Source organism: Occultella kanbiaonis, from assembly GCF_009708215.1.
GTDB classification, from domain to species: domain Bacteria; phylum Actinomycetota; class Actinomycetes; order Actinomycetales; family Beutenbergiaceae; genus Occultella; species Occultella kanbiaonis.
On the sequence record NZ_CP046175.1, the window covers coordinates 2,585,669 to 2,612,664 of the forward strand.

At 71.6% G+C, this 26,996-nt stretch carries 28 protein-coding genes; 10 read left to right on the plus strand and 18 right to left on the minus strand.

Annotated elements, in window-relative coordinates:
• Positions 1–29 precede the first annotated feature (29 nt).
• The 3 genes from GKS42_RS11960 to GKS42_RS26800 are packed head-to-tail and all read left to right on the plus strand — an operon-like array spanning position 30 to position 2,907.
• Entirely contained in the window at positions 30–1,760 is a 1,731-nt protein-coding gene (locus GKS42_RS11960) for an L-aspartate oxidase (RefSeq protein WP_154794026.1), read from the plus strand.
• A 16-nt stretch (positions 1,761–1,776) separates the two neighbouring features.
• Positions 1,777–2,706 (plus strand): aldo/keto reductase, encoded by a 930-nt coding sequence (locus GKS42_RS11965; RefSeq protein ID WP_154794027.1) that lies wholly within the window; start codon positions 1,777–1,779, stop codon positions 2,704–2,706.
• A gap of 15 nt (positions 2,707–2,721) precedes the next feature.
• Positions 2,722–2,907 carry a GatB/YqeY domain-containing protein gene (locus tag GKS42_RS26800; RefSeq protein ID WP_154794028.1) on the plus strand — a complete coding sequence of 62 codons (186 nt, stop codon included), beginning with the start codon at positions 2,722–2,724 and terminating at the stop codon, positions 2,905–2,907.
• 13 nt (positions 2,908–2,920) lie between these two features.
• On the opposite strand, the gene GKS42_RS11975 is transcribed toward GKS42_RS26800, so the two are convergent.
• The gene (locus GKS42_RS11975) at positions 2,921–4,465 is read right to left on the minus strand and encodes an immunity protein Imm33 domain-containing protein (RefSeq protein ID WP_154794029.1); all 1,545 of its coding nucleotides are present in this window, start codon (positions 4,463–4,465) and stop codon (positions 2,921–2,923) included.
• A gap of 103 nt (positions 4,466–4,568) precedes the next feature.
• Between GKS42_RS11975 and GKS42_RS11980 the strand changes: the two genes are divergently transcribed.
• The gene (locus GKS42_RS11980) at positions 4,569–5,930 is read left to right on the plus strand and encodes an MFS transporter (protein ID WP_168217819.1); all 1,362 of its coding nucleotides are present in this window, start codon (positions 4,569–4,571) and stop codon (positions 5,928–5,930) included.
• Between the two features lie 20 nt (positions 5,931–5,950).
• Here GKS42_RS11980 and GKS42_RS11985 read toward each other — a convergent pair whose 3' ends face one another.
• Entirely contained in the window at positions 5,951–6,913 is a 963-nt protein-coding gene (locus tag GKS42_RS11985) for a helix-turn-helix transcriptional regulator (RefSeq protein ID WP_154794030.1), read from the minus strand.
• Positions 6,914–6,975: 62 nt separating this feature from the next.
• On the opposite strand from GKS42_RS11985, the gene GKS42_RS11990 reads away from it, so the two are divergent.
• Positions 6,976–8,193, plus strand: coding sequence for an epoxide hydrolase family protein (locus GKS42_RS11990; protein ID WP_154794031.1), 1,218 nt, complete (start codon positions 6,976–6,978; stop codon positions 8,191–8,193).
• A 73-nt stretch (positions 8,194–8,266) separates the two neighbouring features.
• Here GKS42_RS11990 and GKS42_RS11995 read toward each other — a convergent pair whose 3' ends face one another.
• The 5 genes from GKS42_RS11995 to GKS42_RS12015 are packed head-to-tail and all read right to left on the minus strand — an operon-like array spanning position 8,267 to position 11,987.
• Positions 8,267–8,779, minus strand: coding sequence for a mycothiol transferase (locus GKS42_RS11995; protein ID WP_154794032.1), 513 nt, complete (start codon positions 8,777–8,779; stop codon positions 8,267–8,269).
• Between the two features lie 4 nt (positions 8,780–8,783).
• Positions 8,784–9,725 (minus strand): ABC transporter substrate-binding protein, encoded by a 942-nt coding sequence (locus GKS42_RS12000; protein WP_154794033.1) that lies wholly within the window; start codon positions 9,723–9,725, stop codon positions 8,784–8,786.
• Positions 9,722–10,468 (minus strand): ABC transporter permease, encoded by a 747-nt coding sequence (locus GKS42_RS12005; protein ID WP_154794034.1) that lies wholly within the window; start codon positions 10,466–10,468, stop codon positions 9,722–9,724. The genes GKS42_RS12000 and GKS42_RS12005 overlap by 4 nt, the downstream gene beginning before the upstream one ends.
• Positions 10,465–11,163: an ABC transporter permease gene (locus GKS42_RS12010; protein ID WP_154794035.1), complete on the minus strand. Its 699-nt coding sequence runs from the start codon at positions 11,161–11,163 to the stop codon at positions 10,465–10,467. The genes GKS42_RS12005 and GKS42_RS12010 overlap by 4 nt, the downstream gene beginning before the upstream one ends.
• Positions 11,160–11,987, minus strand: coding sequence for an ABC transporter ATP-binding protein (locus tag GKS42_RS12015; protein WP_154794036.1), 828 nt, complete (start codon positions 11,985–11,987; stop codon positions 11,160–11,162). Before GKS42_RS12015 ends, GKS42_RS12010 begins: the two co-directional genes overlap by 4 nt.
• Positions 11,988–12,179: 192 nt before the next feature.
• Here GKS42_RS12015 and GKS42_RS12020 point away from each other — a divergent pair, with 192 nt between their 5' ends.
• Together GKS42_RS12020 and GKS42_RS12025 are read left to right on the plus strand one after the other, a co-directional pair.
• Entirely contained in the window at positions 12,180–13,685 is a 1,506-nt protein-coding gene (locus tag GKS42_RS12020) for a dihydrolipoyl dehydrogenase family protein (RefSeq protein ID WP_154794037.1), read from the plus strand.
• Between the two features lie 96 nt (positions 13,686–13,781).
• Positions 13,782–14,831 carry a DUF5005 domain-containing protein gene (locus GKS42_RS12025; RefSeq protein ID WP_154794038.1) on the plus strand — a complete coding sequence of 350 codons (1,050 nt, stop codon included), beginning with the start codon at positions 13,782–13,784 and terminating at the stop codon, positions 14,829–14,831.
• A gap of 36 nt (positions 14,832–14,867) precedes the next feature.
• Here the strand turns inward: GKS42_RS12025 and GKS42_RS12030 are convergent, their stop codons facing one another.
• Together GKS42_RS12030 and GKS42_RS12035 are read right to left on the minus strand one after the other, a co-directional pair.
• The gene (locus GKS42_RS12030; RefSeq protein ID WP_154794039.1) at positions 14,868–15,401 is read right to left on the minus strand and encodes an NUDIX domain-containing protein; all 534 of its coding nucleotides are present in this window, start codon (positions 15,399–15,401) and stop codon (positions 14,868–14,870) included.
• 51 nt (positions 15,402–15,452) lie between these two features.
• A complete protein-coding gene (locus GKS42_RS12035; RefSeq protein WP_210769363.1) occupies positions 15,453–16,418 on the minus strand; it encodes an SMP-30/gluconolactonase/LRE family protein in 966 nt (321 codons plus the stop codon).
• Positions 16,419–16,529: 111 nt separating this feature from the next.
• Here GKS42_RS12035 and GKS42_RS12040 point away from each other — a divergent pair, with 111 nt between their 5' ends.
• Both GKS42_RS12040 and GKS42_RS12045 read left to right on the plus strand, forming a co-directional pair.
• Entirely contained in the window at positions 16,530–17,501 is a 972-nt protein-coding gene (locus tag GKS42_RS12040) for an aldo/keto reductase (protein WP_154794040.1), read from the plus strand.
• A 39-nt stretch (positions 17,502–17,540) separates the two neighbouring features.
• Positions 17,541–18,665 carry a DNA polymerase IV gene (locus GKS42_RS12045; RefSeq protein ID WP_154794041.1) on the plus strand — a complete coding sequence of 375 codons (1,125 nt, stop codon included), beginning with the start codon at positions 17,541–17,543 and terminating at the stop codon, positions 18,663–18,665.
• A 48-nt stretch (positions 18,666–18,713) separates the two neighbouring features.
• On the opposite strand, the gene GKS42_RS12050 is transcribed toward GKS42_RS12045, so the two are convergent.
• The 4 genes from GKS42_RS12050 to GKS42_RS12065 all read right to left on the minus strand — a co-directional run bounded on the left by GKS42_RS12050 (position 18,714) and on the right by GKS42_RS12065 (position 22,933).
• Positions 18,714–19,808: a glycosyltransferase family 4 protein gene (locus GKS42_RS12050; protein ID WP_154794042.1), complete on the minus strand. Its 1,095-nt coding sequence runs from the start codon at positions 19,806–19,808 to the stop codon at positions 18,714–18,716.
• A gap of 109 nt (positions 19,809–19,917) precedes the next feature.
• Positions 19,918–20,619 carry a 2-phospho-L-lactate guanylyltransferase gene (cofC, locus tag GKS42_RS12055; RefSeq protein WP_154794043.1) on the minus strand — a complete coding sequence of 234 codons (702 nt, stop codon included), beginning with the start codon at positions 20,617–20,619 and terminating at the stop codon, positions 19,918–19,920.
• Complete coding sequence (gene cofD, locus GKS42_RS12060; RefSeq protein WP_154794044.1) at positions 20,616–21,551, minus strand: 2-phospho-L-lactate transferase; 936 nt, start codon at positions 21,549–21,551, stop codon at positions 20,616–20,618. The genes cofC and cofD overlap by 4 nt, the downstream gene beginning before the upstream one ends.
• A 101-nt stretch (positions 21,552–21,652) precedes the next feature.
• A complete protein-coding gene (locus GKS42_RS12065; RefSeq protein ID WP_154794045.1) occupies positions 21,653–22,933 on the minus strand; it encodes an MFS transporter in 1,281 nt (426 codons plus the stop codon).
• 129 nt (positions 22,934–23,062) lie between these two features.
• Between GKS42_RS12065 and GKS42_RS12070 the strand changes: the two genes are divergently transcribed.
• Entirely contained in the window at positions 23,063–23,539 is a 477-nt protein-coding gene (locus GKS42_RS12070) for a DUF6328 family protein (protein WP_154794046.1), read from the plus strand.
• 8 nt (positions 23,540–23,547) lie between these two features.
• Here GKS42_RS12070 and GKS42_RS12075 read toward each other — a convergent pair whose 3' ends face one another.
• From GKS42_RS12075 to GKS42_RS12095, 5 genes are all read right to left on the minus strand, one after another.
• Positions 23,548–23,865 (minus strand): AzlD domain-containing protein, encoded by a 318-nt coding sequence (locus tag GKS42_RS12075; RefSeq protein ID WP_232848029.1) that lies wholly within the window; start codon positions 23,863–23,865, stop codon positions 23,548–23,550.
• Entirely contained in the window at positions 23,862–24,614 is a 753-nt protein-coding gene (locus tag GKS42_RS12080) for an AzlC family ABC transporter permease (RefSeq protein ID WP_154794047.1), read from the minus strand. The genes GKS42_RS12075 and GKS42_RS12080 overlap by 4 nt, the downstream gene beginning before the upstream one ends.
• Before the next feature lie 116 nt (positions 24,615–24,730).
• A complete protein-coding gene (locus GKS42_RS12085) occupies positions 24,731–25,006 on the minus strand; it encodes an SHOCT domain-containing protein (RefSeq protein WP_197522819.1) in 276 nt (91 codons plus the stop codon).
• 167 nt (positions 25,007–25,173) lie between these two features.
• A complete protein-coding gene (locus tag GKS42_RS12090) occupies positions 25,174–25,839 on the minus strand; it encodes a response regulator (protein WP_154794048.1) in 666 nt (221 codons plus the stop codon).
• Positions 25,836–26,987, minus strand: a complete 1,152-nt coding sequence (locus GKS42_RS12095) for a sensor histidine kinase (protein WP_154794049.1) — start codon at positions 26,985–26,987, stop codon at positions 25,836–25,838. The genes GKS42_RS12090 and GKS42_RS12095 overlap by 4 nt, the downstream gene beginning before the upstream one ends.
• Between the last annotated feature and the right edge of the window lie 9 nt (positions 26,988–26,996).

The following is a 26,996-nucleotide window of genomic DNA, read 5'->3' on the forward strand; positions in this document are numbered from 1 at the left end:
CCGACTCTCCGACCCGAAGGACCCATCCCATGCCTGCAGCCGAACGTCGCGTCTCCACCTCCGTCCTCGTGATCGGGACGGGTGGCTCCGGACTGCGGGCCGCCATCGAGCTCGCCGAGTCCGGTGTCGATGTGCTCGCGGTCGGCAAGCGGCCGCGAATGGACGCCCACACCGCGCTCGCCGCCGGCGGGATCAACGCCGCGCTCGGCACCATGGACCCGCAGGACAGCTGGCGTCAGCACGCGGCCGACACCATCAAGGAGAGCTACTACCTGGCGAACCCGCACACCGTGGAGATCGTCACCAAGGGCGCCGGCCAGGGGATCGCGGACCTGGAGCGCTACGGCATGGCGTTCGCCCGCGAGGACGACGGCCGGATCTCGCAGCGGTACTTCGGCGCACACACCTACCGGCGGACCGCGTTCGCCGGCGACTACACGGGCCTGGAGATCCAGCGGACCCTGGTCCGCCGGGCGGAGCAGCTCGACGTCCCGATCCTCGACGGGGTGTACATCACCCGGCTCCTGGTCCGGGACAACGTGGTGTTCGGCGCGTACGGGTTCGGCCTCGAGGACGGCACCCGCTACCTCATCCACGCCGACGCGGTCATCCTCGCCGCCGGCGGGCACACCCGGATCTGGCGCCGCACGTCCTCCCGTCGGGACGAGAACACGGGCGACTCGTTCAGGCTCGCCGTGGAGGCGGGCGGCCGGCTGCGGGATCCCGAACTCGTGCAGTTCCACCCCTCCGGCATCCTCGAACCGCAGAACGCGGCCGGCACCCTCGTCTCCGAGGCGGCACGTGGGGAGGGCGGGATCCTCCGCAACGGTCTCGGTGAGCGGTTCATGTCCCGCTACGACCCGGAGCGGATGGAACTGTCCACCCGCGACCGGGTTGCGCTGGCCGCCTACACGGAGATCAGCGAGGGCCGCGGCACCGCGAACGGCGGGGTGTGGCTCGACGTGTCCCATCTCCCGCGCGAGACGATCATGACGCGGCTGCCACGGGTGTACCAGACCCTGTTGGAGCTGCAGATGCTCGACATCACGACGAGCCCGATCGAGATCGCACCCACCGCGCACTACTCGATGGGCGGGGTCTGGGTGCGTCCGGAGGACCACGGCACCGACGTCGACGGGCTCTACGCGATCGGGGAGGCCTCCAGTGGGCTGCACGGCGCCAACAGGCTCGGCGGGAACTCCTTGATCGAACTGCTCGTGTTCGGGCGGATCGTCGGGCAGGCCGCGGCCGCGTACTCGGCCGGACTCGAGGCGCAGCACCGGTCCGCGGACGCCGTCGTCCGGGCCCGGTCCGAGATCGACGACCTGCTGGCCGCCGAGGGCACGGAGAACGTGCGTGCCCTGCAGCGGGCGATCCGGAACACGATGACCGAGTACGCCGGCGTGGTCCGCAACGAGGAGGGCCTGCGCGCCGGCCTGGCCGAGCTCGACGCGATCGAGGCGCGGATCGAGGACGTCGGCATCCACCCGGACATCGCCGGCTACGCCGATCTCGCCCACGCGTTCGACCTCAAGGCCTCCGCGCTGGCGGCCCGCGCGACCCTGGCGGCGGCGCTGGAGCGCCGGGAGTCCCGTGGCTGCCACAACCGCAGTGACTACCCGGACCAGGATCCCGAACTGCAGGTCAACCTGGTCTGGTCCCCGGGGGCGGGCGTGGTAGCCGAACCGGTCCCACCGGTGTCGGCGGAGATCGCCGAACTCATCGGGGACGTGAGCCAGGAAGGCAAACTCGTCGAGTAGCCGCCAAGATGGACCCATGTTGACCCTTCCCATCCACGGCACCGACCTGCACTCCTCCAACGTGGTGCTTGGCTTGATGCGTATCGAGCGACTCCGTGACGACGAGATCCGCCACCTCGTGGCAGCGGCCCGCGATGCCGGCGTGAACACGTTCGACCACGCGGACATCTACGGGGGCCAGCGGCACGGGTGCGAGCAACGGTTCGGTGACGCGATCAGCCTCAGCCCGTCCGAGCGCGAGTCCGTGGTCATCCAGTCGAAGGTCGGGATCCGGCACGGCTTCTACGACTTCAGCAAGGCCCACATCGTCCGCTCGGTCGAGGAGTCGCTGCTCGCCCTGCGCACCGAGTACCTCGACCTGTTGCTGTTGCACCGACCGGACACCCTGATGGAACCGGATGAGGTCGCCGAGGCCTTCGACGAGCTCCAGTCCAGCGGGAAGGTCCGCAACTTCGGGGTCTCCAACCACACGCCCGGCCAGATCGAGGTGCTGCGCCGCTCGGTACGCCAGCCGCTGGTGGTGAACCAGGTACAGCTGAGCCTCGTCCACGCGCCGCTGATCGCGAGCGGGCTCTCCGCGAACGTGGCGCACCTGGAGCAGTCGATCGACCGCGGCAGTGGGATCCTCGACCACGCCCGGCTCAGCCGGATGACCCTGCAGGCATGGTCGCCGTTCCAGAGCGGGTTCGACTCCGGGGTGTTCCTCGGCGACCGAGAGCACTTCGGCCCCCTCAACGACGAGATCGACGACCTGGCGGATGCCTATCGGGTACCCGCGGCTGCGATCGCCGTCGCCTGGATCACCCGACACCCCGCGAACATGCAGGTGGTGCTCGGTACCACCAACCCCGAACGGGTGGCGGACGCCGCGGCGGGCTCGGAGATCCCGCTGACCCGGGAGGAGTGGTATCGGCTGTTCACCGCGGCGGGCCACGCCCTACCCTGAGGCGCCGCCGTCGGGCTGGGCGCCGCGGAAACGGCCCGCCGAGACCTGAGCGAGGCCGACGTCGCCGCGATCGTCGCGCGGGAGGTGCGCGAGCGCACCGACGCGGATCTCGAGTACGAGGCGGCCGGGCGGACCGAAGGCAGCGCGCGGCTCCGCGAGGAGGCGCAGGTGCTCAGCCGCTACCTGGACGCGACCGGGTGAGGGACCCGGCCGCTCACTTCTTCGTCCAGCGCACCGTGCCGGAGGGGTCCACGAGCCGGCCGATCCTGGTGCCGCTGGCGACGACCGAATAGCCGACCGGCAGCACGAAGTACTTGGCCAGGTTCCTGTTCCGCCGGTGCAGGTCACGCCCGCGCAGGAGCTCGAAGTCGGTCGCTGCCGGCGAGCCGACGACCCAGCCGCCGAAGTCGCCGTCGGGCTGGGTCCGGGTCATGGCGATCTCCGGGGCGGTCAGGTCGGTGCCGGCGGCGACACGGACCGTCCTATTGAAGTTGACCGGACTCCACGTCGCGTCCTTGAGGTACCGGTAGATCGCGGTCTGCTCGTGTCGTAGCCGCGCGGCCGGGGTCAGGTCCCACTGGTTGGCGGAGTCGCGGTCGGCGTTGATATTCGTCTGGCTCACCCGGTAGCCCCCGTCGACGGCGTGCATCGAGTGCCACCAGAAGGCGCCCCAGAAGGTGCCGAGGTCCTTGATCGAGCCGGCGTGCAGGTTGCCGATGAAGCCGACGATCGCCTCGGCCTCCTTGCGGAACTGCGGATCGGCCTCACCCGCGAACGACTGCCCGAACAGGGTGACGGTGAACTTCTCGCGCGTCGGGGTCGTCGGGGTGTCCGGGGGTGGCGGTTCGTCCTGGGTCGAGGCGGCTTGGACAGGCACTGCCTGAACCGGCACTGCCTGAACCGGCTGAACCGGCACTGCCTGAACCGCCTGAACCGGCTGAATCGGCACCGCCTGAACCGGCCGAACCTGTGCGCCCGCGCCGAACAGCGGACGCCCGACGAGGCGCAGGCCCTCGAGCATGCTCGCGCCCCGGAGCGAGGGGTCGCTGTCCAGCCGTCGGCGACCCTCCGGTGGGAGGTGCCAGGCGCCGGCGATCAGCCCGCCGCTGAACATCACGAAATGGTCGAACGGCAGCATCAGCGGCGCGGCCAGGTACGGCGCGAACGAGACCAGTGCAGCCGCCGGTACCTCCACCAGGTCGGCCTGCGCACCCGTCGCCGGACCGGCGTTCGCGAGCATCCACCCGGTCAGCCGGGTTCCGTCCTCGCGCTTCGTCGCACCGCTGATCCGCTCGAGGTAGAGCGGCGGGGCGGCGCCGGCGATGATCGTGTCCACGATGCCGCGCTGGCAGGACACCACGGACGCCGGCGTGATCGGGTCCATCTCCGTACCGGTCGCATCGCGGAACCGTTGCTGGATCCCGTGGATCCACAGCGGGAGGGTCAGGTCGGGTGTGGTGTCGGCCAGCGGGTTCCGCCGGTAGTCCGCACCCAGGAGCGTGAAGGCGCCGGCACCGATCTCCTGGATGATGTACGGGCTGAACCCGACATGGATCGGGAAGCCCGCGAGGTTGCGCAGCGTGGCGCCGTACCCGGCAAAGTGCCCGAGGAACGAGTTCGCATGGTCCGCGAGCTCGGGAGCCGCCCGCACCGTGATGCGGACCCCGTCCGCCCAGTGGTCGAACTGCTGCGGCGCGCTCTGCGGCGGCGTGCCCGGGAAACCCCCGAGGTGTGCCGCTCCGGCCGTACTCTCGCTCACGTATGGTCCCCGATGTCGACGATCGCTTGCCTGATCCCCAGGCCACCGCCACGGCGCCGGACCCGGCCCGAGCCTACCTATCCCCGCGCGCTAGGCTGCCGACGTGACGCGCGAACAGCGCCTGGTGCTTGCGATCGCCGTGCTCGGATCGTTCGTTTCGTTCCTGGACGGCACGCTCGCGACCGTCGCGCTGCCCGCGATCCGCGACGAACTGGGTGGAGGCCTCAGCTCACAGCAGTGGATCGTCGACGCGTACCTGATCACGCTCGGGGCTCTCATCCTGATCGCCGGGTCCCTCTCCGACGTGTACGGGCGCCTCGTGGTGCTGCGGGTGGGCCTGATCGGGTTCGGTGTCACGTCGGTCCTGATCGCCGTCGCGCCGACGGTCGAGTTCATCGTGGTGATGCGTGCGCTCCAGGGTGTCGCCGGTGCGCTCCTGGTGCCGAGTTCGCTCGCCCTGATCATGTCCAACTTCTCGGGCGCTGCGCAGGCGCGCGCGATCGGGTCGTGGACGGGGTGGACGTCGGTGGCCCAGCTCGCCGGGCCACTGGTCGGCGGTGGGTTCATCGATCTGGTCTCCTGGCGCGCGGCGTTCCTGGTGAACGTGCTGCCGATCGGGGTCTGCCTGTACCTGCTCGGGCGGCTCGAGCAGCGTGACGTCCGTCGCCCCGACGCCACGATCGACTACCCGGGCGCGGTGCTGGCCGTCCTGGGCCTTGGCGGCACGGTGTTCGCTCTCATCGAGCACGGGAACCTGGGCTGGTCACACCCGGCGATCTGGGTCCCGATGGCCGTCGGCGTCATCTCCCTTGCCCTGTTCCTGCACCGGCAGGCGACCACGGCCCAACCGATCATGCCGCTCGGGCTGTTCCGGGCGCGCAACTTCGCCTGGGGGAACCTCGCGACCACGTTCGTCTACGCCGCCCTGAGCCTGTCCGGGTTCGTGATCGTCGTCTACCTGCAGCAGGAGGCCGGCTTCGGTGCCACCCTCGCGGGGCTCGCCACGATCCCGACGACGATCCTGATGATCGCCCTGTCCTCGACGTTCGGGCGGCTGGCCGGACGGTTCGGGCCGCGGCTGTTCATGACCGTCGGACCACTGCTCGCCGGCGCCGGGTTCCTGCTGATGCTGAGCGTCACCGAGCCGCTGAACTACTGGACCCAGATGTTGCCCGGCGTGATCGTGTTCGGGCTTGGCCTGAGCATCACCGTGGCCCCGCTGACGTCCGCGGTGCTCGGCGCCGTGGCTTCCGAGCGTGCCGGCATCGCCTCGGCCGTCAACAACGCGATCGCCCGCGTGGCCGGGCTGGTCGCGGTGGCGATGATCGGCGTGATCGTCGGCGGAGCGCTCGACCTGGCCGGGTTCTACCGCGGACTCGTGGTCAGCGCCGTCCTGATGGGGATCGGTGCGACGTTCTCCTGGATCGGCATCAGAACCCCGACGGCGGAGCCCACCGAGCGCTGACGCGTCACCTTCCGTGGGGCTCACCCCGCGGCGTCCGCCGCTCGCTGGTACCGCGCGCCGAGCGCGCGCACGTGCTCGACGAGGGCCGCGGGCGTGATCACCTCGAAGTCCACGCCGAGCAGACCGAGGTAGCTCGCGAGCACCGCAAGGCTCGAACCACCGGTGCGGAACTCACAGTGCTCGTCGTCGATGGGCGTCACCGACCCCATCGTCGGGTTGATCCGTCCCGCCACCGCGGCCGCTGGGGCGTGCAGGCGGATGCGTGCCTGGACCTCCCAGACCGCGGTCCCGGTGCGCTCGCTGACGTATCCCGCGAGGTCCGTCGCCGGCGGCTCGCGCGGGGCGAAGCGAGGGCCGAGCGGGATCTTCGGTTCGAGACGGTCGGCGCGGAACGTGCGCCAGTCCCTGCGATCGGTGTCCCATGCCACCAGGTACCAGCGGCTGGCGGTGTGCACGAGTCGGAGCGGCTCGACGTCGCGCCGCGTGATCGCGCCACGGTGGTCGCTGTAGTCGAACCGTAGGCGCTGGTGCTCACGCGCGGCCGACGCGATCGCGGTCAGCACGTCGACGGCGATGGTGGGCTCCGCCGTCGGGATCGGAACCACGGCTTCGGTGAACGTGGCGACCCGGTGCCGCAGCCGACCGGGCAGTACCTGCTCGAGCTTGGCGAGTGCTTGCAGTGAGGTCTCCTCGATCCCGCCCACGACGCCGGTCGCCGCGGAGCGCAGGCCGACGGCGACGGCGACGGCCTCCTCGTCGTCGAGCAGCAGCGGCGGCAGTTTGGTGCCCGCCACGAGTCGATAGCCGCCGCCCGGGCCGGGCACCGCACCGACCGGGTATCCGAGTTCGCGCAGCGCTTCGATGTCCGCGCGCACCGTGCGGGTGCTCACTCCCAGGCGCTCCGACAGATCTCCGGAGGACCAGGTGCGATGGGCGTGCAGCAGGGACAGCAACCGGAGCAGTCGGGCCGACGTGGAGATCATTCCTTGATCGTGGCAGAAGATGCGGAAGCAAGCCCGCCACATTTGTCCGTACTGTCGTCTGTATGGAGATGAACACGCAGATCAGGCCCTTTTCCGTCGACATCCCGCAGGCCGAGCTGGACGACCTGCACGAGCGGCTCGCCCGCACCCGGTGGCCGGTCGCCCTGCCCGGTGTCGGCTGGGAGCGTGGCACCCCGGTCGGCTACCTGCGCGAGCTCGCCGAGTACTGGCGCACCGGTTTCGACTGGCGGGCGCAGGAGGCACGGCTGAACGCGTACGCGAACTACACCACCGAGATCGACGGCCAGGCGATCCACTTCCTGCACGTGCGCTCGCCCGAACCGGACGCGCTGCCCCTGCTGATGAGCCACGGCTGGCCGAGCACGGTCGCCGAGTTCGAGAAGGTCATCGGGCCGCTGACGGATCCGCGGGCGCACGGCGGCGACCCGAGCCGGGCGTTCCACCTGGTGATCCCGAGCCTGCCGGGATTCGGGCTCTCGCCCGAGGTGGCGACCACCGGTTGGGGTCTACCGCGGACGGTCGACGCGTACGCCGAGCTCATGCGCCGGCTGGGGTACGAGCGGTATGGCACGCAGGGCGGCGACATCGGCGCCGGCGTGGCCGGCATGCTCGCCGGGGTGGCGCCGGGGTCCGTCGTCGGGATCCACATGAACGGACCGACCAACTTCGCCAAGCCCACCGCGGGTCAGAGCTTCACCCCTCGGGAGCAGGAGCGCCTGAGCGTGGAGGCGGAGCTCGGCGAGCACCGGTCCGGGTACCTCCTGCTGCAGAGCAACCAGCCGTCCACGATCGCGGTCGCGCTCACGGACTCACCGGTCGCACAACTGTCCTGGATCGTCGAGAAGTTCCAGGCGTGGACCGATCCGGCCAAGCAACTTCCCGAGGACGCCGTGGACCGCGACCAACTCCTCACCAACGTCACCCTCACCTGGTTCTTCCAGGGCGGGGCAGGTTCGGCGAACTTCGTCTACGAGTCAATGAACGGCGAACTCGCCTGGGCTCTGCCGGGCGTCGAGGGCGATGAGCGCCCCGATGCGGACGGCGTCGGCACGGCCGCGGACGGAGGCGAGGAGTGGTCACAACCGTCGGTGCCCACCGCGGTGGCCGTGTTCGCGGCCGACACCTCGGTGCGCTCGCTCATCGACACCGGGAACATCAGTCGCTGGACCGAGTACGAGGTCGGCGGCCACTTCCCCGCGATGGAGGCCCCCGAGGAGTTCGTGACGGACGTTCGGGAGTTCTTCGCCGAGGTGCGCTGATCCACACCGCCGAGCAAGGCGGGTGAACGGCCGGACGGCCCGGGTCCGTGGGACCCGGGCCGTCCGTGCCCGGTCAGGAGGTGCGGCCGAGCGCGCCCTTGATGAACGCCGCCTGACCCGCGTGCTGCAGGTCGTCGGCGATGACGCTGACCAAGCGCACCGCGAGGGTGACAGGCGGGTCCCAGCTCGTGTCGATGACGGCGGTGAGGTCGTCCTCGGTGAGTCCGGCCACGTACCCGAGGGTGCGGGCGTGGACCGCGTCGTGGTACCCGCGCAGGTCCTGCACGGCCGGGCGGACCAGGCCCACCTGCTCGGCCGAGTGGTCGTAGCCGGTGTCGGCGGCAGGCAACGGCAGGTCGAACCTGTCCGCCCAACCGGCCGAGGTCCACACCTGGTCCGATCCGGCGGCGTCCGCGATGTGGTCGTCCTGCACCCGGGTCAGGTGCCAGACCAGCCAGGCGATCGTGTTCGCCGCCGGGTCCAGCCGAGCGGTGAGGACCGCCTCGTCGGCGCCAGCGAGGATGCGGTGGACCACACCCTGCACGCGGGAGAATCCGTCGGTCAGGATGTCCGTGCTCACGCTCATCGGATCAGAGCAGCCCGTTGTCGGTCAGCCACGCGGTCGCGATGGTCGCCGAGTCCTGCTCGTCGTTGACACTGCTCGCGTTGAGAGCGATGAGCTCCTCCGTGGTCAGCAGCGCGTTCACCGCGTCGAGGGTGGGCGCCACGTCCTCGGCCAGGTCGGCCGCGACCACCGGGGTCACGTTCTGCGCAAGGATCATGCTCTCCGGGTCCTCGAGGGTGACGAAGTCGCCGGTCGCGAGGTCCGGGTCGGCGGTGTAGATGTCACCCATGGTGATGGTGCCGTCCCGGATCGCGTCCTTGGTGAGCGGGCCACCGCTGTCTCCGATGGCGAGGAACTCCACCTCGACGCCGTAGAACTCGCTCAGTCCCGGGGGGCCGTACGGGCGCGACTCGAGCTCGGCGTTGCCGCCGACCGTGATGGTGCCCTCGTAGCCGGCGAGGTCGGCGAGCGACGTGATGCCGTTCTCCTCGGAGAAGGCCGCGGTGACGTTGTAGGAGTCGGCGTCCTGGGCGTCCGCCGGGTCGAGCACCGTGAGCGATTCGGGCAGGGCGTCCGGCAGCGCGGCGGCGACGTCCTCGGTGCTGCGGGCCTGCGTCTGCGCGTCGTAGAACTGCAGCAGGTTGCCGGAGTACTCAGGGATCAGCTGGACCGAGCCGTCCTCCATGGCCGCCATGTAGACGTCGCGCTGGCCGATCTGGAACTGCCGCTCCACCTCGAACCCGTCCGCCTCGAGGGCCTGGGCGTAGATCTCGGCGATGATCTCGTTCGAGTAGTAGGCCTGCGAGCCGATCACGATCGGACCGGAGGCGCTGCCGCCGCCGGTCTCCGAGTCGGAGTCCTCCGGGTCGAGCGGGTCGCCGGAGCCGCAGGCGGCCAGGGCAAGGACGGCGCCGACGGCGATTGCGCCTGTGGCCAGGCGCCCCGTCCGGACGGTTCGGATGCTCATCGGATCTCCTCCAGTGTTGACTGCTGGTCGGTGGTGAGTGGTTCGGTTCGGTCCGGGTGAGGCCGGGAGCGGGTCGGGCCGGAGCCGATGGCCCGCCGCGCGACCCACTCGCCGATGGCGAACACGGCGTCCACGGCCAGCGCGAGCAGGACGATCAGGATCGCCCCGCCCAGCATCTCGTCGTAGGTCCGCAATGAGATACCCCGTTGGATGTAGATACCCAGACCGCCGAGGCCCACGTAGGCCGCAAGGACCGCCGTGGCGATGATCTGCAGCGCGGCACTGCGTAGACCGCCGAGCAGCAGCGGCAGACCCAGTGGCGCCTCAACCCTGAACAGGATCTGGGTCTCGGTCATTCCCATCGCACGCGCCGCGTCCACGACGGTACGGTCCACGGCCTCCACCCCCGCGTACGCCCCGGCGAGGATCGAGGGCACCCCGAGGATCACGAACACGGCGATCGCGGCGACCTGGGCGTTCCCGACGCCGACGAGCAGCGTGAAGATCGTGAGCAGTCCCAGGGAGGGCAGCGCCCGCGCGGCCCCTGACCCGAGGACGGCCAGCTGTCGCCCGCGCCCGGTGTGCCCGATCAGGTAGCCCAACGGGATCGCGATGAGCGCGGAGACCACGAGGGCGAGCACGGTGTACCAGAGGTGTTCACCGATCCGGTCCACCAGGGGGTTCGGACCGGAACTGCGCTCGGGGTCGGTGAGCCAGGCCAGCGCGTCCTGGAACAGGTTCATGTCGGACCCTCCGTGAGGGCGACGCGTCGAGCGGCCCGTCGGGTCCGGCCGGCGCCGGCGCCGGCGCCACGGGTCCACGGCATCACGAGGCGCCCGGCGGTGGCGAGGAGCAGATCGAAGACAACGGCGATCAGGACGGTCATGACGATCCCGGTCGCGATCTCGGCGACGATGCCGCGCTGCAGGCCGTTCAGGAACAGGTAGCCGAGGTTGCGGCTACCCACCAGGACGCCGACCGTGACGAGGCTGACCGTGCTCACCGACACCACCCGCAGGCCCGCGAGCAGCACCGGACCGGCGAGCGGCAGGTCGACCGCCCAGAACCGTCCCCACCCGGAGTAACCCATCGCCGACGCGGCACCGCGCACGTCCGGGTCCACGGACTCCAGGGCCTCCGTCGCGGACCGGGTCATCAGGGCGACCGCGTAGATGCTGAGCGCGATCGTCACGTTCAGCTCGCTCAGGAAACTGATTCCGATGATCGGTGGGAGCAGCACGAACAGCGCCAGCGAGGGGATGGTGTAGAGCAGGCCGACGACGGTCAGGGTCAGACCGCGCGCCCATCGGAAGCGCCACGCGAACGCGCCGAGCGGGACGGCCACGACGAACCCGATCAGGATCGGCAGAAGGCTGAGCCTGGCGTGCGTCAGCGTCAGCTCGACGATGAGGTCGCGGTTGGCGCCGACCCAGTTCACCGGGCCGCCGAATCGTCGGTGAGCACCCCGGCGGCCCGCCCGTCGCCATCGACCACGATGCGTCGCCCACCTTGGTCGACGATCCGCAGGGCACGGCGGCCACGGTCGGCGCCGATGAAGTCGGCCACGAAGTCACTGGCCGGGTTGGCGAGGATCTCGGCCGGGGTGCCCTTCTGCGCTATCACCCCACCGGTGGACAGGATCACGACCTGGTCCCCGAGCAGGAACGCCTCGTCGATGTCATGGGTCACGAACACGACCGTCTTGCCGATGTCCCGCTGCAGGCGCATCAGCTCGGCCTGCAGGTCCGCGCGCACGATCGGGTCCACGGCGCCGAACGGCTCATCCATGAGCAGGATGTTCGGGTCCACCGCGAGCCCGCGAGCCACGCCGACACGCTGCTGCTGCCCACCGGAGAGCTGGTGCGGGTAGCGCCGCGCCAGGGACCGGTCCAGCCCGACGGTGTCCATCAGGGACAGGCCGAGCTCGTCGGCCGCGGCGCGGCCCATGCCGTTCAGGCGCGGCACGGTGGTGATGTTGTCGAGCACGCGCCGGTGCGGCAGCAGGCCGGCGCTCTGCATGACGTAGCCGATCCGCCGTCGCAGCTGTACCGGCTCCAGGGTGGCGACGTTCTCACCGTCGATCTCCACCTCGCCCTCGGTGGCGTCGACCATCCGGTTGATCATCCGCAGGATCGTCGTCTTGCCGGATCCGGACGACCCCACCAGCACCGTGACCTGGTGCGAGGGCATCACCAGGTTGAAGTCGATGACGGCGTCCGTCCCGTCCGCGAAGCGTTTCCCGACGCCGCGGAACTCGATCACGGCATCGGCGGGGGTCGGCGAAGAGTCGCTGGCATGGGCCCGAGCGTAACGGGACGCGCCGACACCGGCTCATCGGGTCGTTCCTCGGAGCGGGTGGACCTATCCGGCGGACGGGGTGCGGGTTAGGGTGCGAACCGGGCCGTCCGGTGTCCACCGCCGGCCTCGACGCCGATCCGCCGAGGGGATTCACACATGTCCGAGCAGGGTGCCACGCAGGACCGGATCGAGCCGGAGTACGACCTGATCGTCATCGGCGGCGGGGCGGTCGGGGAGAACGTCGCAGACCGCGCCGTCCAGGGCGGACTGAGCGTGCTGCTCGTGGAGAACGAACTCGTCGGAGGCGACTGCTCCTACTGGGCGTGCATGCCGTCGAAGGCGCTGCTGCGCAGCGGGGCGGCCCGCCGCGCGGCCCAGCGGGTCGCCGGCGCCCGGGAAGCCGTCACCGGCCCACTGGACGTTGCTGCGGTCCTCGCGCGGCGCACCTCCTTCACCAGCGACTGGGATGACTCGGGTCAGGTCGACTGGGTGGCTTCGGCCGGCATCGACCTGTTGCGCGGTCGTGGTCGTCTCGCCGGTGAGCGGACCGTCGAGGTGACCACCTCGACCGTCGCTGACGACGACGCGAGCGAGACGGTCGTCCGCACGGTGCGGGCTCGGCACGCCGTCGCGGTCTGCACCGGGTCGCGGGCCGCGGTCCCCGATACCCCCGGCCTGCGGGCCGCGTGCCCGTGGACCTCGCGGGAGGCCACGTCCGCGACGGAGATCCCCGGCCGGCTGGCCATCATCGGCGGGGGCGTGGTGGCCGTCGAGATGGCCACCGCGTACGCGGACCTGGGCGCCGCGGTCACGCTCCTGGTGCGCAGCGGACTGCTCGCCAAGGAGGAACCGTTCGCAGGTGAGCTGGTCGGCGCCGGCCTGCGCGAGGCCGGGGTCGACGTGCGCCTCGGTGTGAGTGTCGACGAGGTGACCCGGCCGCAGGCGGGCGGCGAGGTGCGGCTCGCGCTGTCCGACGGCAGCACGCTCACCGCGGACGAGCTGCTCGTGGCGACCGGCCGCGAACCGCGCACGGACGACCTGGGGCTGGACGCCGTCGGGCTCGACGACGGCGCCTGGCTGCCCACCGACGAAACGTTGCGGGTCCTCGGCGCCGACGGCGCGCCGATCGACTGGCTGTACGCCGTCGGGGACGCGAACCACCGCGCCCTGCTCACCCATCAGGGCAAGTACCAGGCCCGAGCCGCCGGCGACGTGATCGCGGCGCGTGCCCGCGGCCGGGCGGTCGACGACGCAGCCTGGGGCACCCACGTGGCCACGGCGGATCACCGCAGCGTCCCGCAGGTGACGTTCGCGGACCCCGAGGTGGCCTCCATCGGGCTCACCGCGGCCGCGGCCGAACGGGCCGGCCTGGCGACCCGGGTCCTCGATTACGAGATCGGGCAGACCGCCGGGGGTTCGCTGCAGGCGGACGGGTACACGGGCACGGCGCGGATCGTCGTGGACACCGACCGCGAGGTGCTCGTCGGGGTCACGTTCGTGGGGCAGGACGTGGCCGAGCTGCTCCACTCTGCGACCGTCGCCGTGGTGGGGGAGGTACCGCTGCACCGGCTCTGGCACGCGGTGCCGTCATACCCGACCATGAGCGAGGTCTGGCTGCGGCTGCTGGAGGCCTACGGCAGGCCCGGCCGGCTCGACTCCTAGCACACCGATGGCTGGTATTCGAGCCGCCGGCCCGTTGCCGCTGGCTAGTGTTGATCCCGGTGCTCGAGGGGGCACCCACGGGAGCAGGAGGCGACGATGACGTTGCAGGACAGTCCGCTGGTGGCATCGGTGCGGGACCTCGGCGTCCAGTTCCTGAACAACGACGTCGACATCACGGGGCAGGACGCGGTGAGCTCGGTGGAACTGGCCGACGGCAGCACGTTCTGGATCTTCGGGGACACCATCGAGGGCCCGTTCGACTCCATCCGGGGCTTCGAGCTCACCGAGGTGCTGTCGAACACCGGGGCGATCGTGCCGCTGCAGGACCTCTCGGACGGGGTCCGGGAGTTCCGGTACCTGACCGAGCCGGACGGGTCCCGGGCACGCCAGCTGATCCCGTTCATCCCGCCGGAGCACAGGGCGCGGCAGCGACTGTGGGCGATCCACGGCACCCAGGTCGGCGACCGGCTGTACCTCTACTACCACCGGATCACCATGGACCCGGAGGTCGACGTGTTCGAGACCTTCGTCCTCGATGGCATGGGCGTGGCCAAGGCGGGACCGGACCACTACTTCGAACGGATGCCCGCACCCGACGGCAGCTACGAGTGGTGGAAGGGCGACGAGCCCGGCTTCGGTGTCTGGGTGCAGGAGCACGGCGACCACCTCTACCTGTGGGGCTCGATCCAGCCGGCGGAGAAGTCGTCGGGCGACATGTACCTGGCTCGGGTCCGGCCGCAGGACATCGAGGACATCTCCGCCTACTCCTACCTGGTCGAGGCGCCGACCCTGCAGCGACCGGACGTGCAGCCCCGGTGGGCGCAGACGTTCGCACCGACCGCATGCCTGTTCTCGGACGTGCCGAACGAGATGTCCTCGTCCTGGAACGAGCACCTGGGTGCGTTCATCTCGCTGACGACGTACCGGCGCGAGAACCTGCTCGTCCTGCGCACGGCCCCGGAGCTCACCGGCCCGTGGAGCGAGCCGCAGGTCGTGTTCCGCCCCGAGCCGACCCGCCCGGAGTCGCTGTTCAACGCCGGCAAGGAGCACCCCGAGTTCGCCCGCGACGGCGGAAGGATCACCTACATGACGTTCATCGACTCGTCGGTGTACGTGCCGCACCTGGTCGAGATCCGTTTCGCCTGACCGGTGTGGGGTGGGCGCCCGAGCCGTGGCGTCCGCTCAGCGGAACCTGCCGAGGCGGATACCGGCGAAGGCGAGAGCGGCCACGGTCTCCCCGTCGCTGATGCGGCCGTCGGCGACCATGCGCAGTGCCTCGTCGAACGGCACCCACGAGACGTCCTCGATGCCCTCCTCCGCGCGCGCCTCGCCGTCGGCGGCGTGGAGTCCGCGCGCCAGGAACACGTGTTCCGGAGCCACCGTCACGCCGTTCAGCGCGTTCATCGTGCCGATCGGTGTCCATTCATCGGCACGTAGGCCGGTCTCCTCGAGCAGTTCTCGCTGAGCGGCGGGCAACGGGTCCTCGCCGTCGCTGCCACCGGCCGGAACCTCGATGGAGGGTCCCACCGTGTAGCGGTCGAGCGTGACGAGGCACACCCGTTCGCGCTCGTCGACGGCGACGACGAACACGGCCGGATGCCGCAACGTCACCACCCCGTAGATGCCATCGCCCGCGGGCCCGGTGACGGCATCCTCTCGCACGGAGATCCACGGGTTCTCGTAGACGATGCGGGAGTCGTTGGTCTGCCAGGCCATGCCGGTGAGCCTATCCGTCGCGAAGAGTGCGGCCCCGGACCGGATCCCTCGTCAGTGCGCCGTCGCGGCCGGGTAGCGGGCCCCGGTGACGTTCACCATCAGCGAGTAGAGCGTGTTCGTCGCGGTCACGAACAGCGTGTTCCCGCGCGGGCCGCCGAAGGTCAGGTTCGAGCAGATCTCCGGGAGCCGGAGCTTGCCGAGCAGGGTGCCGTCGGGAGCCAGGCAGTGCAGGCCGTCGGCAGCGGCGGCCCAGATCCGGCCCGCGGCGTCGAGGCGGATCCCGTCGTAGCCGCCCGCGTCGCACTCGGCGATCACCTCGCCGCCGCTGAGCGGGTGGTCTGTGCCCGCTGTGCCCGGTGCGCCCGGTGCGCCCGCTGTGAACCGGCGCAGGTGCCGCCGACCGGTGTCGGTGACGTACAGGGTGCGCTCGTCGGCGCTGAAGGCGAGGCCGTTCGGTCGGTCGAAGTCGTCCGCCACCCGGGTCACGGTGCCGTCGGTCCCGATCCGGTAGACGTGGCAACCGCCGGTCTCGGTCTCGGCGCGGTGCCCCTCGTAGACGGTGTCGATGCCGTAGGCGGGGTCGGTGAACCAGATCGTGCCGTCGGCGCGGGTGACCACGTCGTTGGGGCTGTTCAGCGGGTGGCCGTCCCAGGCGTCGGCCAGCACCGTTCGGGTGCCGTCCGGCTCGATCCGGGTGACCGAGCGGGTCCCGTGCTCGCAGGAGACGATCCGTCCGGCCCGGTCCAGGGTGCGCCCGTTCGCGAAACCGGCGCCCTCGCGCCAGACCCCGACGGCGCCGGTCGTCTCGTCGAGGCGCAGCACCCGGTCGTTCGGGATGTCGGAGAACAGCACCGAGCGCCAGGCCGGGGAGTACACCGGTCCCTCGAGCCAGCGGCCGCCCTCGAAGAGGACCTGGACGAACCGGTCCCCGCCGATGCCGCGGAACCGCTCGTCCTTGATCTCCCACTCGGTCCTGATCGTCGCCACGTCGGGGCGTCCAGCTGCGCGTCGATGCATGGCCGCCATCATGCACGATCCGGCGCTCGGGCAGGACGCCTGGCCGTCGTGGATCGTCCGGCCCGTGGACGACGTTGCGTTCGTCGGTCCGGGAGGGTCAGGCTGGGTGACATGGATTACACCCACCTCGGCCGTACCGGCCTGTCCGTCAGCCGCATCTGCCTGGGCACGATGAACTTCGGCCCGTTCACCTCCGAGCCGGACGCGCACGCGATCATGGACTCCGCGCACGCGAGCGGCATCAACTTCTTCGACACAGCGAACGGCTACGGCCGGGACAAGGGCAAGGGCGCCACCGAGAAGATCCTCGGCAACTGGTTCGCCAAGGGTGATGGCCGGCGTGAGCGCACGGTGCTGGCGACCAAGGTGTACGGGGACATGGGGGAGTGGCCGAACGAGGGCAAGCTCTCCGCCTTGAACATCCGCCGGGCCCTCGATGCCAGCCTGCAGCGGCTCCAGACCGACTACATCGACCTGTACCAGTTCCACCACGTGGACCGGAACACGCCCTGGGAGGAGATCTGGCAGGCGATCGACGTCGCGATCACGCAGGGCAAGATCCTGTACGCCGGTTCCTCCAACTTCGCCGGCTGGCACATCGCCCAGGCGCAGGCCGCGGCGACGGCCCGGCACACCATGGGCCTCGTCTCGGAGCAGTCGCTCTACAACCTCGCCACCCGCAACATCGAGCTCGAGGTGATCCCGGCCGCCCAGCACTACGGGCTCGGCATCCTGCCCTGGTCCCCGCTGCAGGGCGGGCTGCTCGGCGGCGTGCTGCGCAAGGAGCGCGACGGCGTGCGCCGCACCGAGGGCCGGGCCGCCCAGGTGCTCGCGGAGCGGCGCGAGCAGGTGCAGGCCTACGAGGACTTCGTCGACGAACTCGGCCACCCGGCCGGGGACGTGGCGCTCGCGTGGTTGCTGCACCAGGACGCCGTCACCGCACCCATCGTCGGGCCGCGGGTGCAGGACCAGCTCGACTCCGCCGTCCGGGCCGTGGACGTCACCCTCGACGCGGACGCACTCGCGCGACTGGACGAGATCTTCCCCGGCCACCGCACCGCGCCGGAGGACTACGCCTGGTAGGGGAGTGACAGGGACCGGCATCGGCGCAAGACTGACGTGATGAGCGCCGAGCCGGGCCCCAGCACGCCCGGCACCACCGTGCACCGGGTGCTGCACGTCGACCTCGACCAGTTCATCGCCGCCGTCGAGGTGCTCCGCCGCCCCGAGCTGGCCGGTAGGCCGGTGATCGTCGGCGGCCGGGGCGACCCGACGGAGCGCGCCGTCGTCTCCACCGCGTCCTACGAGGCGCGCGAGTTCGGCGCCCGGTCCGGGATGCCGCTGCGGATCGCGGCCCGCAAGGTGCCGGACGCGGTCATCCTGCCGGTCGACCACGACGCCTACAACGAGGCGTCCGAACAGGTGATGGCGACGCTGCGCGGCCTCGGCGTGGTCGTGGAGGTCCTCGGCTGGGACGAGGCGTTCCTCGGCGCCCCCGCCACCGACCCGGGCATGTTCGCCGACCCCGAGGCGTTCGCCGCCAGGGTCCGCGCCGCCGTCCTGGACGCGACCGAGCTGCACTGCTCGGTGGGCGTCGGGGACAACAAGGTGCGGGCGAAGATCGCCACCGACTTCGGCAAGCCCCGCGGCACGTTCGTACTGACGGCCGCGAACTGGTTCGAGGTGATGGGGGACCGGGACACCATCGCGCTCTGGGGCGTCGGCTCCAAGGTATCCAAGCGCCTGCTCGGCCACGGGATCCGCACCGTGCGCGAGTTGGCGGCCGCCGACGAGGACGTCCTGGTCGCCGAGTTCGGGCCGCGGATGGGCCGGTGGTACCACGACCTGGGCCGCGGCGAGGGACCGACGGAGGTCGACGACAGTCCCTGGATCGCGCGCGGCCACAGCCGGGAGAGCACCTACCAGCGCAACCTGACCACCCCCGCGGAGGTCGCGGACGCCGTCGCCGTGCTCGCCGAGCAGGCGTTCGCGGACACCGACGCCGAGGGGCGCGCGGTCATGCGGGTGACCCTGAAGGTGCGGTACGCGCCGTTCTTCACGTTCACCCGGGCCCGCAAGCTGCCCGCACCGACCCGGGACCGGGCCGAGGTGGTCGCGGCGGCGCTCGCGCTCACCGCGGACCTCGACCCCGAGCGGGAGGTGCGGCTGCTCGGGGTGCGGGCCGAGATGGTCATGCCCGACGGCGGTGACCCGGCCGAGCGGACACCGGTGCGTGGGCGGCTCTGAGCCGCCGTGACGGCACTCGGCACGCCGGCGCGTCGCTGCCGGGTGCGCTCAGCGGCGGGCTCGCACCAGGGCCGGGGCGCCGAGGACGGACCGGTACAGGTCCGCGGCGGACTGGGCGACGACCTCTGCGCCATAGGTGTGCGCCAGCTGCTCCGCGTTCGTGGCCGCGGTGGCCCGAGCCTTCGGATCCAGGCGCAGCGACTCCACCGCCTCGGCGAACCCGGCGGCGTCGGACGGGAACAGGGCGCCGTCGGCACCGAACAGCTCCCGGAACACGGTGATGTCCCGGAGCACGATCGGCAGGCTTGCCGCCGCTGCCTCGAGGGCCACCAGCCCGAACGTCTCCTGGCGTGCCGTGGAGGTGAACACATCCGCGGCCAGGTACCACTGCGCGACCTGTTCCCGGTCGAGCTGCCCCACGAACCGGACGTTCGGCGGCGCCGAGCGCATCTGCGCCTCGAGCTGGCCGCGGGCGGACGCCAGCGCGCCGAACAGGACCGAGCCCACCCACACGAACGTCACGTGCGGCAGCGCGCGGGCCACCTCGAGGAATGTCTCCACGCCCTTGCGGGGCTGCACCTGGCCCACGGTGAGCACGACGAACTCGTCCGCGCCCACGCCCAGGTCCGCTCGCGCGAGCCCCCGGCTGTCGGCGGAGCGCTCGAACGCCCGCCGGTCGATCCCGTTCGGGATCACGCTGATCGGGGTGCGAACGCCGCCGTCGAGCAGTTCGGCCTTCGCCGCCTCGGAGACCGCGACGACGTGGTCGGCGGACCCGTAGAAGTACCGGAGATAGCCCTCGATGGGCTTGCGGAACAGGGTCGAGCCGCGCAGGCTGCCCCGCAGGCTGTCCGCCGTGACGTGCGCGGAGACGACCTTCGGCCCCCGATGGGTCCGCAGCCGGTACAGCGGCCACGGTCCGAGGGTGTGCACGTGCAGGATGCCGTCGCGCCAGCGCTCGTTCGTGCCCACCTGGTAGCCCAGGTCACGCAGCCCCTGGGTGGTCTCCAGGAATGCCGTGTGGACCCCGTGGCCCTTGGGACCGAACACGGATTCGGACATCTGGTTGATCCGGGGCAGGTCCGTGCGGACCGCCTCCGGTTCGATGCCGGTGCGGGTGGGCGGGATGAAGGCGAGCGTCATAGAGCAACTTCCAGTCGCAGATATCTGTGTGACTCACTGAAGACCTGGCGGGTGACTGCGGCGTGAACCCCTCGAAGATAGCGGGTCGGGCGCCGGTGAACGGGGATGGTCATGGGAGTGCCTGACGTCGCTGGGCATCGTGCGGCGGCGCCATCCCGGCCCGGAGCCGGTCCTGAACACCGGGCGCCAGCGCGCTGAAGTCGGCCTCGGTGTCGAGGTCGATCGCGGTGCCGTCCCGACGGACCAGGGCGGCGGGTGAGCCAAGGGACTCGGCTTCGTGGCGGTGCCGGGCGAGGCTGCCCGGGCCGAAGGCGAACGTGAAGGCGTCGGTGCCCGGCCGCAGGACCACAGCGTTCGTGCCGAGGCCGGCACGGTCCGGGCCGAGCGTGACCGGTGCGGCCGGGGCCAGCAGGGCCGCCACGTCGGCGGTGGTCAGGGCGGGCAGATCGGCATGGATGACGAGCAGCCGGTCGCCGGGCCGGCGCCGGCGGACCTGCTCGCGACCGAACTCGACCGCCGCGTTCAGGCCGGGGGGAGCGGACGGCTGGGTGAGGATGTCCAGCCGGGGATCGGCATCGAGGGCGTCGGTGACGAGGATCGGGTCGGCGGTCACGACCAGGACCCGGCTGATGCCGTCGGCGGCGAGCAGGGTGGCCACGACGTGCCGGGCCAGGGCGACCACGAGCCGGCCGCGCTCGGGGGCGGGCAGGTGCTCGGCGAGGCGGGTCTTGCCGGTGCGGCCGTCCCGCAGGGGGACGACGGCGGTCGCCGGGGCCGGCCGCCCGGTCACGCCGGTCGGTGGCGCGGTCATCGGGCCCGCTTTGCGAGCAGCTCGCGGGCGAACCGCTCGCGGTCGGCGCCGTCGCCCATCACGGTGTTCGTGACGATGACGTCGACGCCGAGGTCGGCGATCGCGGGGGCGAGGCCGGCGTCCCGCTCGTCGATGCACATGGCATCGATCAGGCCGGCGTAGAGCCGGGCGACCCCGAGCGCGGACACCTCGTGCCCGAGGTCGGCGAGCATCTGGGCGGCCGGGCCCTTCAGCGCCGCGCCACCGATCACCGGGCTTACCGCGACCCGCCAGGCCGTGGACGAGGCCAGCGCGGCACGGACGCCCGGGACCGCGAGGATCGGCCCGACGCTCACGAACGGGTTGGACGGCGCGATGGCGACCACGGCGGCCTCCCGCAACCCTTCGAGAACGCCCGGGGCCGGACTCGCCTCGGCGACGCCGTCGAACGTCAGCGCGGTGACGGTGTCCGCGTGCCGGCGGGCGACGAAGTACTCCTGGAACGCGAACCGGCCCGCCGGGGTGTCGACGAGCGTGGCGACCGGGTCGTCGGTCATCGGGACCAGGGCGGCCCGCACGCCGAGCGCTGCGGCGAGTTCCGCCGTCACCGTCGAGAGCGGGATCCCGCGGCTGCGCCGGTCCGTGCGCAGCACGTGGGTGGCGAGGTCGGCGTCGCCGAGGGAGAACCAGGTGTCCTGCCCGAGCCGGCGCATCTGGTCCAGGACTGTGAGGGTGTCACCGTCGATGCCCCAGCCGGTCCGCGGGTTCGCGATCCCGGCGAGGGTGTACATGACGGTGTCGAGGTCCGGGCTGATGGCCAGCCCGTACACGCGTGCGTCGTCGGCGGTGTTCACGATGACGGTCAGGTCATCACCGAGGCGGGCGAACCCCTCGGCGAGTTTCGCGCCGCCCACGCCACCGGCGAGAACGGTCACGGAGTTGTCGCTGCGCACCCGACGAGCCTAACCGCGCGTCGGGCCGCCGCTCGTCACGCCGTGGACGGAACCGAGCACCGGAGATCGTCCTACCAACGGATGACGACGGCCGCCGGAGGTCAGGGATCCACCTGAGGTTCTGCATCGGTGCCGTCGGGGTCGGGGCCCTCGCCGGCGTCGTCCTCGGCCGCCTGCTGCACGGCGCCGCGCCGGCGCCGGTGGTCGCGGCCGTGGACCGCGTAGTACAGCACGATGGCGCCCAGCACCACGACGGTGAGGGTCAGGTACATGGTGCGGTAGTCGCTCGCGCCGAGCAGCAACCCGAGCAGGAGCGGGCCGACGCCCACGCCGAGGTCGGTCGCGAGGTAGAACGTGGACGTCGCCAGTCCCACCCGGTGGACCGGGGCGGAGGTGACCGCGATCGCCTGGGAGCTCGACATCAGGGTGCCGAAGCCGAGGCCGACCAGACCGCCGGACGTCCACATCATCGCGGGCGACTGCGCGAGGGCGAGGACGGCGAGACCGGCGGCGAAGGCAAGCATCGCCGGGATCACCACCACGTTGTCGCCGCGGCTGTCCTGGAGGCGGCCGGCGAACGGGCGACCGATCAGGGTCACCACCGCGAACACGATGAAGAACGTGCTGGCGGCGTCGACCAGGTCCGTCTCGAGCGCGTAGGAGTTGATGAAGGTGAGGATTCCGGAGTACGCGAGTCCGACGAGCAGCATCATCGAGGCGATCGGCAGGACACTGACCTCGACGAACTCCTTCGGGTGCATGCGCCGGACGGCGGCGCGCTGGTCCGCCGAGAGCGTCACCGTCGGGAACCGGATCAGCACCCCGACGCCCATCGCCAGGGCGGACACGACGGCGCAGAGCGCGAACAGCGTGGGGTAGCCGGGGCCGGCCACGAGCTGCAGCGCCAGGAACGGTCCGATCGCGGTGGCGAGAGTGTTGCTGGTGCCGAAGAACGCGGTGCCCTCGCCGCGGCGCAGCGGTGGGATCAGGCCCATCACGGACGCGGCCAGCGCGGTGGTGCCGGCACCGAAGGCGATCCCGTGCAGGACCCGGACCGTGATCAGCAGGCCGAGGCTCTGCGCCGGGATGTACAGCAGTGACATGACCACGAAGAGGGCGAGGCTGACCAGCAGGATCCGGCGCCGCCCGAGCGCATCGAGCAACTTCCCGGCGAACACCCGGCCGGCCACCGCGCCGAGGATGAAGCCGCTGGAGGCCAGCCCGGCCGCGGTCTGGTTGGCCTGGAACCGGTCGATGGCGTACACGGCCATCGTCGTCATCAGCAGGTAGAAGATCATCGCGATGAAGAAGTTCGTGACGATCGAGAACACGAAGTCCCTCGTCCACAGCCGGTTCTCCGGCGCGTTGCCTACTGCCACCATGCTCACTCTCCGCGGCACAGGGGCCGCCACTCATCTCGCAACCTACCCGGCAGGCGAGCGCGTCGCCTCGGACGTCCAGCCGGTGGCCCAGCACGGGCGCCGTTCGCGGGTTCGGGTCAGACTGGCGTCATGACCACGCAGGAACCGAGCGGCGACGGACGGGACGAGACGGCCTCCGAGCGCGCCGACCGCAACTGGGACGAACTCATGCAGGAGCTGCGGGTGACCCAGACGGGGTCCCAGATCCTCACGGGCTTCCTTCTCACGCTGCCGTTCCAGCAACGGTTCGCGGACCTGCGCCCCGATCAGGTGGCCATCTACCTGGTGCTGGTCGCTCTGGCGCTCGCCGCGACGGCCCTCGTCGTGGCACCCGTGAGCCTGCACCGGGTGCTGTTCCGGCGTCGGCGCAAGCCCGAGCTGGTCTCGGCCGCGAACCGGCTCGCGCAGGTCGGCCTGCTCACCCTGGCGCTCGTGATCACCGGGACGGCGCTGTTCGTCTTCGACGTCGTGGCCGGCCGCACGGCCGCATTCATCAGCGCCGGGCTGGCGGTCGTGGTCCTGCTCGGGCTGTGGGTGCTGCTGCCTCGGCGGCTCGGGCGGACCTGAGCGGCCCGCTACCCGATCCCGGTCAGGCGCAGCAGCGCGGCGGCGCCCGCACCGACGAGCACCACCACGAGGAACGGTGCCCGCAGCACCAGGGCGATGGCCGCGGCGACGAGTGCGCCGAGGCGGGCGTCCAGGACGACCTGCTGCCCGTTGGAGACGGTGTTCATGGCGACCAGGGAGGCGAGCAGCCCGATCGTCAGAGCCCCGGCGACCCGGGTCATCCGCTCGTCCTCCAGCAGCCGCGCCGGCACGAGGTGGCCGACGAGCTTCGTCAGGAACGCCACGGCGCAGGCCAGCAGGATCCAGAACCAGATGCCGGTGCTCACCGGACCTCCCCGTGGGTCGGATCGGCGGGGCCGTGCCCGTCGGACGGGTACGGATCGACGTCCGGTTCCAGGCCCTCGTCCGCCCTGCCGTGGCTGATCCAGCCCCAGACCGCGGCGACCAGGCCGGCCACCAGGATCGGTACGCCCGGCGGCAGGTGCGGCACCGCGAGCACCGTGACGAGGGCGCACACCACGGCGATGGCCACCGGTTCGCGCCCCTTCAGCCGGGGCCACAGCAGGCCGAGGAACGCGGCCACGGCGGCGCCGTCGAGCCCCCACCGGGTCGGGTCGCCCAGGGCGCCGCCCAGGATCGCACCGAGGAGGCTGAAGGCGTTCCAGAGCACGTAGATGCCGACCCCGGCGACCCAGAACCCGCGGCGCTGCTCGTCCGGGTCGTCCTGCCCGACGGCGGTCGCGGTGGACTCGTCGATGGTGACGTGGGCGGCGGCCAGCTTGAGCGGCCACCGGGTCCTGAGCATCCGGTTGATCTGGGTGCCGTAGACGGCGTTCCGGAGCCCGAGCAGCGTGGCCGCGCCGAATGCGGCCGAGCCGGTCCCGCCGCCGGAGATCACGCCGATGAAGGCGAACTGGGAGCCGCCGGTGAACATGAGCAGGCTGAGCGCCATCGTCTGGGGCACGCTCAGCCCGGACGCGACCGCGAGGGCTCCGAACGACACGCCGTACAGCCCGGTCGCGACGGCGATCGAGGCGCCGATCCGGACCGCCGGTGACGCCCACAACCTCCGCACCCGGCCAGTGTAGGTGGGCACGCACGCCAACGGGGGTGCGCCCGCGACCACGGCGGTCGCAGCCACACCCCCGGTGGAGAGGTCGGCAGGGCTCGGGCTCAGGTGGCCCGGGCCGACTACTTGCGGCGAACCTCGTCCAGGACGGCCAGGCGCTGGCGGTACTCCTGTTCGTCGATCTCGCCGCCGGCGAACCGCTCGGCGAGCCGGGACCGCCCGGCTCCCACGCCGCTGCGGGCCTCGGCCCAGCGGCGGCGGCCGAACCGGCCGACCAGCAAGATCACGGTCACGATGACGAGGAACCAGACGATGGGAAAGACGATCCACCAGCCAGGTCCGCCGCCACCGGCCCACATCGGCCCGTGCTGGGCCGCGATGTCGGTGAGGGTGTTCATGGTGTGCTCCTTCGGTGCGGACTCGATCCCGTGTCTCGGGACGTGATCGATCCTCGCGATCGCGGGCCGCCACGTCGTCGGGCGGGGGAGGACACTTCGGCTGCGTCGCCGGAACCACGCGGTGCCCGCGTGAGTACCCCGGCGGGAGTACGCGACCCCGCCACCGGTCAGGGCGCCCAGCCGGGCCGGACCAGGCCGGTCTCGTAGGCGAGCACGACGAGCTGGGCGCGGTCGCGGGCACCGACCTTGATCATGGCGCGGGAGACGTGCGTCTTCGCCGTGGCGGGGCTGAGCACCAGCCGGGACGCGATCTCGTCGTTGCTCAGGCCCTCGCCGACGAGCGCCACCACCTCGCGCTCGCGGTCGGTGAGCCGGTCCAGTCGGCCGGTCGGCGCGGCCGCGCGGCTGCGCTGCGCGAACTCCCCGATGAGCCGGCGGGTGACCGAGGGTGACAGCAGCGCGTCACCGTCCGCGACGGCGCGGATGGCGGCGAGCAGGTCCACCGGTTCGGTGTCCTTGACCAGGAAGCCGCTCGCGCCCTGCCGGATCGCCTCGAACACGTACTCGTCGAGCTCGAACGTGGTCAGGATGATGATCCGGGTCTCGCCCAGGTCCGCGTCGGCGGTGATCCGGGCGGTCGCCTCGAGCCCGTCCAGGCGGGGCATCCGGATGTCCATCAGCACCACGTCCGGCCGGGTGCGGCGCACCACCTCGACGGCGTCGCGGCCGTCACCGGCCTCGCCGACCACCTCCAAGCCGTCCTCGGCGTCGATGAGCGCGCGGAAGCCCGCGCGCAGCAGTGCCTGATCGTCCACCAGCACGACCCGGATCATGAGTGCATCCCCCACGGTAGTTGTGCGACAAGAGCAGCCCCGCCGTCGGGCCCGTCGTCCAGCCGGACCGTGCCGCCGACGGCGGTCGCCCGCTCGGTCATGCCGCGCAGGCCGTTGCCGGGCGCCGGGTCGGGGCCCGGCCCGCGACCGTTGTCGGTGACGGCCAGGTCCAGGGTGCCGGTACCGACGGTGACCCGGACCCGGGCGCGGGTGGCGCCGCTGTGCCGGACCACGTTGGTGATCGCCTCCTGGATGATCCGGAAGCCGACGGCGCCGACGGCGGCGGGCACGTCGTCGAGGTCCCCGTCCACCTCAAGGGTCGTGCTGACGCCCGCCTGGGAGGCCCGGTTGATGAGCGGCGCGAGCCCGGCGAGGTCCGCCGCGGGCGCGCGTGGCGCGTCCTCCCCCTCGGCGCGCAGTACACCGATCAGCGCCCGGAGCTCGGTGAGTGCCTCCTTCGAGGCATCCTTGATCGTGGTCAGCGCGAGTTCCACCTGCTCGGGCCGCCGATCCACCAGGTGCAGGGCGACGCCCGCCTGCACGTTGATCAGGGACATGTGGTGCGCCACCACATCGTGCAGCTCGCGGGCCACCCGGAGCTGATCCTCGCTCGCCCGGCGCCGCTGCGCCTCGGCGCGGGCACGGCGCCATTCCGCCTGCCGGGCCCGGTTGAGCCGGATCAGCTCGCCGACGCCCAGGACGATCAGGCCCCAGGCGACGGTCGCGGTGAGACCGAACCAGGAGAAGTCCTCGTCACGCAGGCCGATCCGGATGAGCTGAACCCCGAGCAGGGCGAGACCGGCGGTCAGCCAGGCGAACGCGCGATGGCCGCGCACCACCGTGACGATCGCCGCGGCGGCGAGGGAGAGGAGGACGGGGCCGTACGGGAAGCCGAGGGCAAGGTAGCCGAGCGTGATCGCGAGGACCGCCAGCAGGACGGCCCGCGGGCGCCGGCGTGCCGCCAGGAGCGCGGCGGGGCCGGCCAGCAGCAGCAGTATCCCGAGCGGCCCGGGCGGTCTGGCGTCCGGCTGGTTGTGCCAGGCACTGAACGTCCCGAACAGCGCGACGACGGCGATCGCCACCGGCCCGAACACGGCCGCGCGGCGACCCCGTCGCAGTCGCGTCTGCTCGTCCCAGGCCCAGGTCACCAGACCACG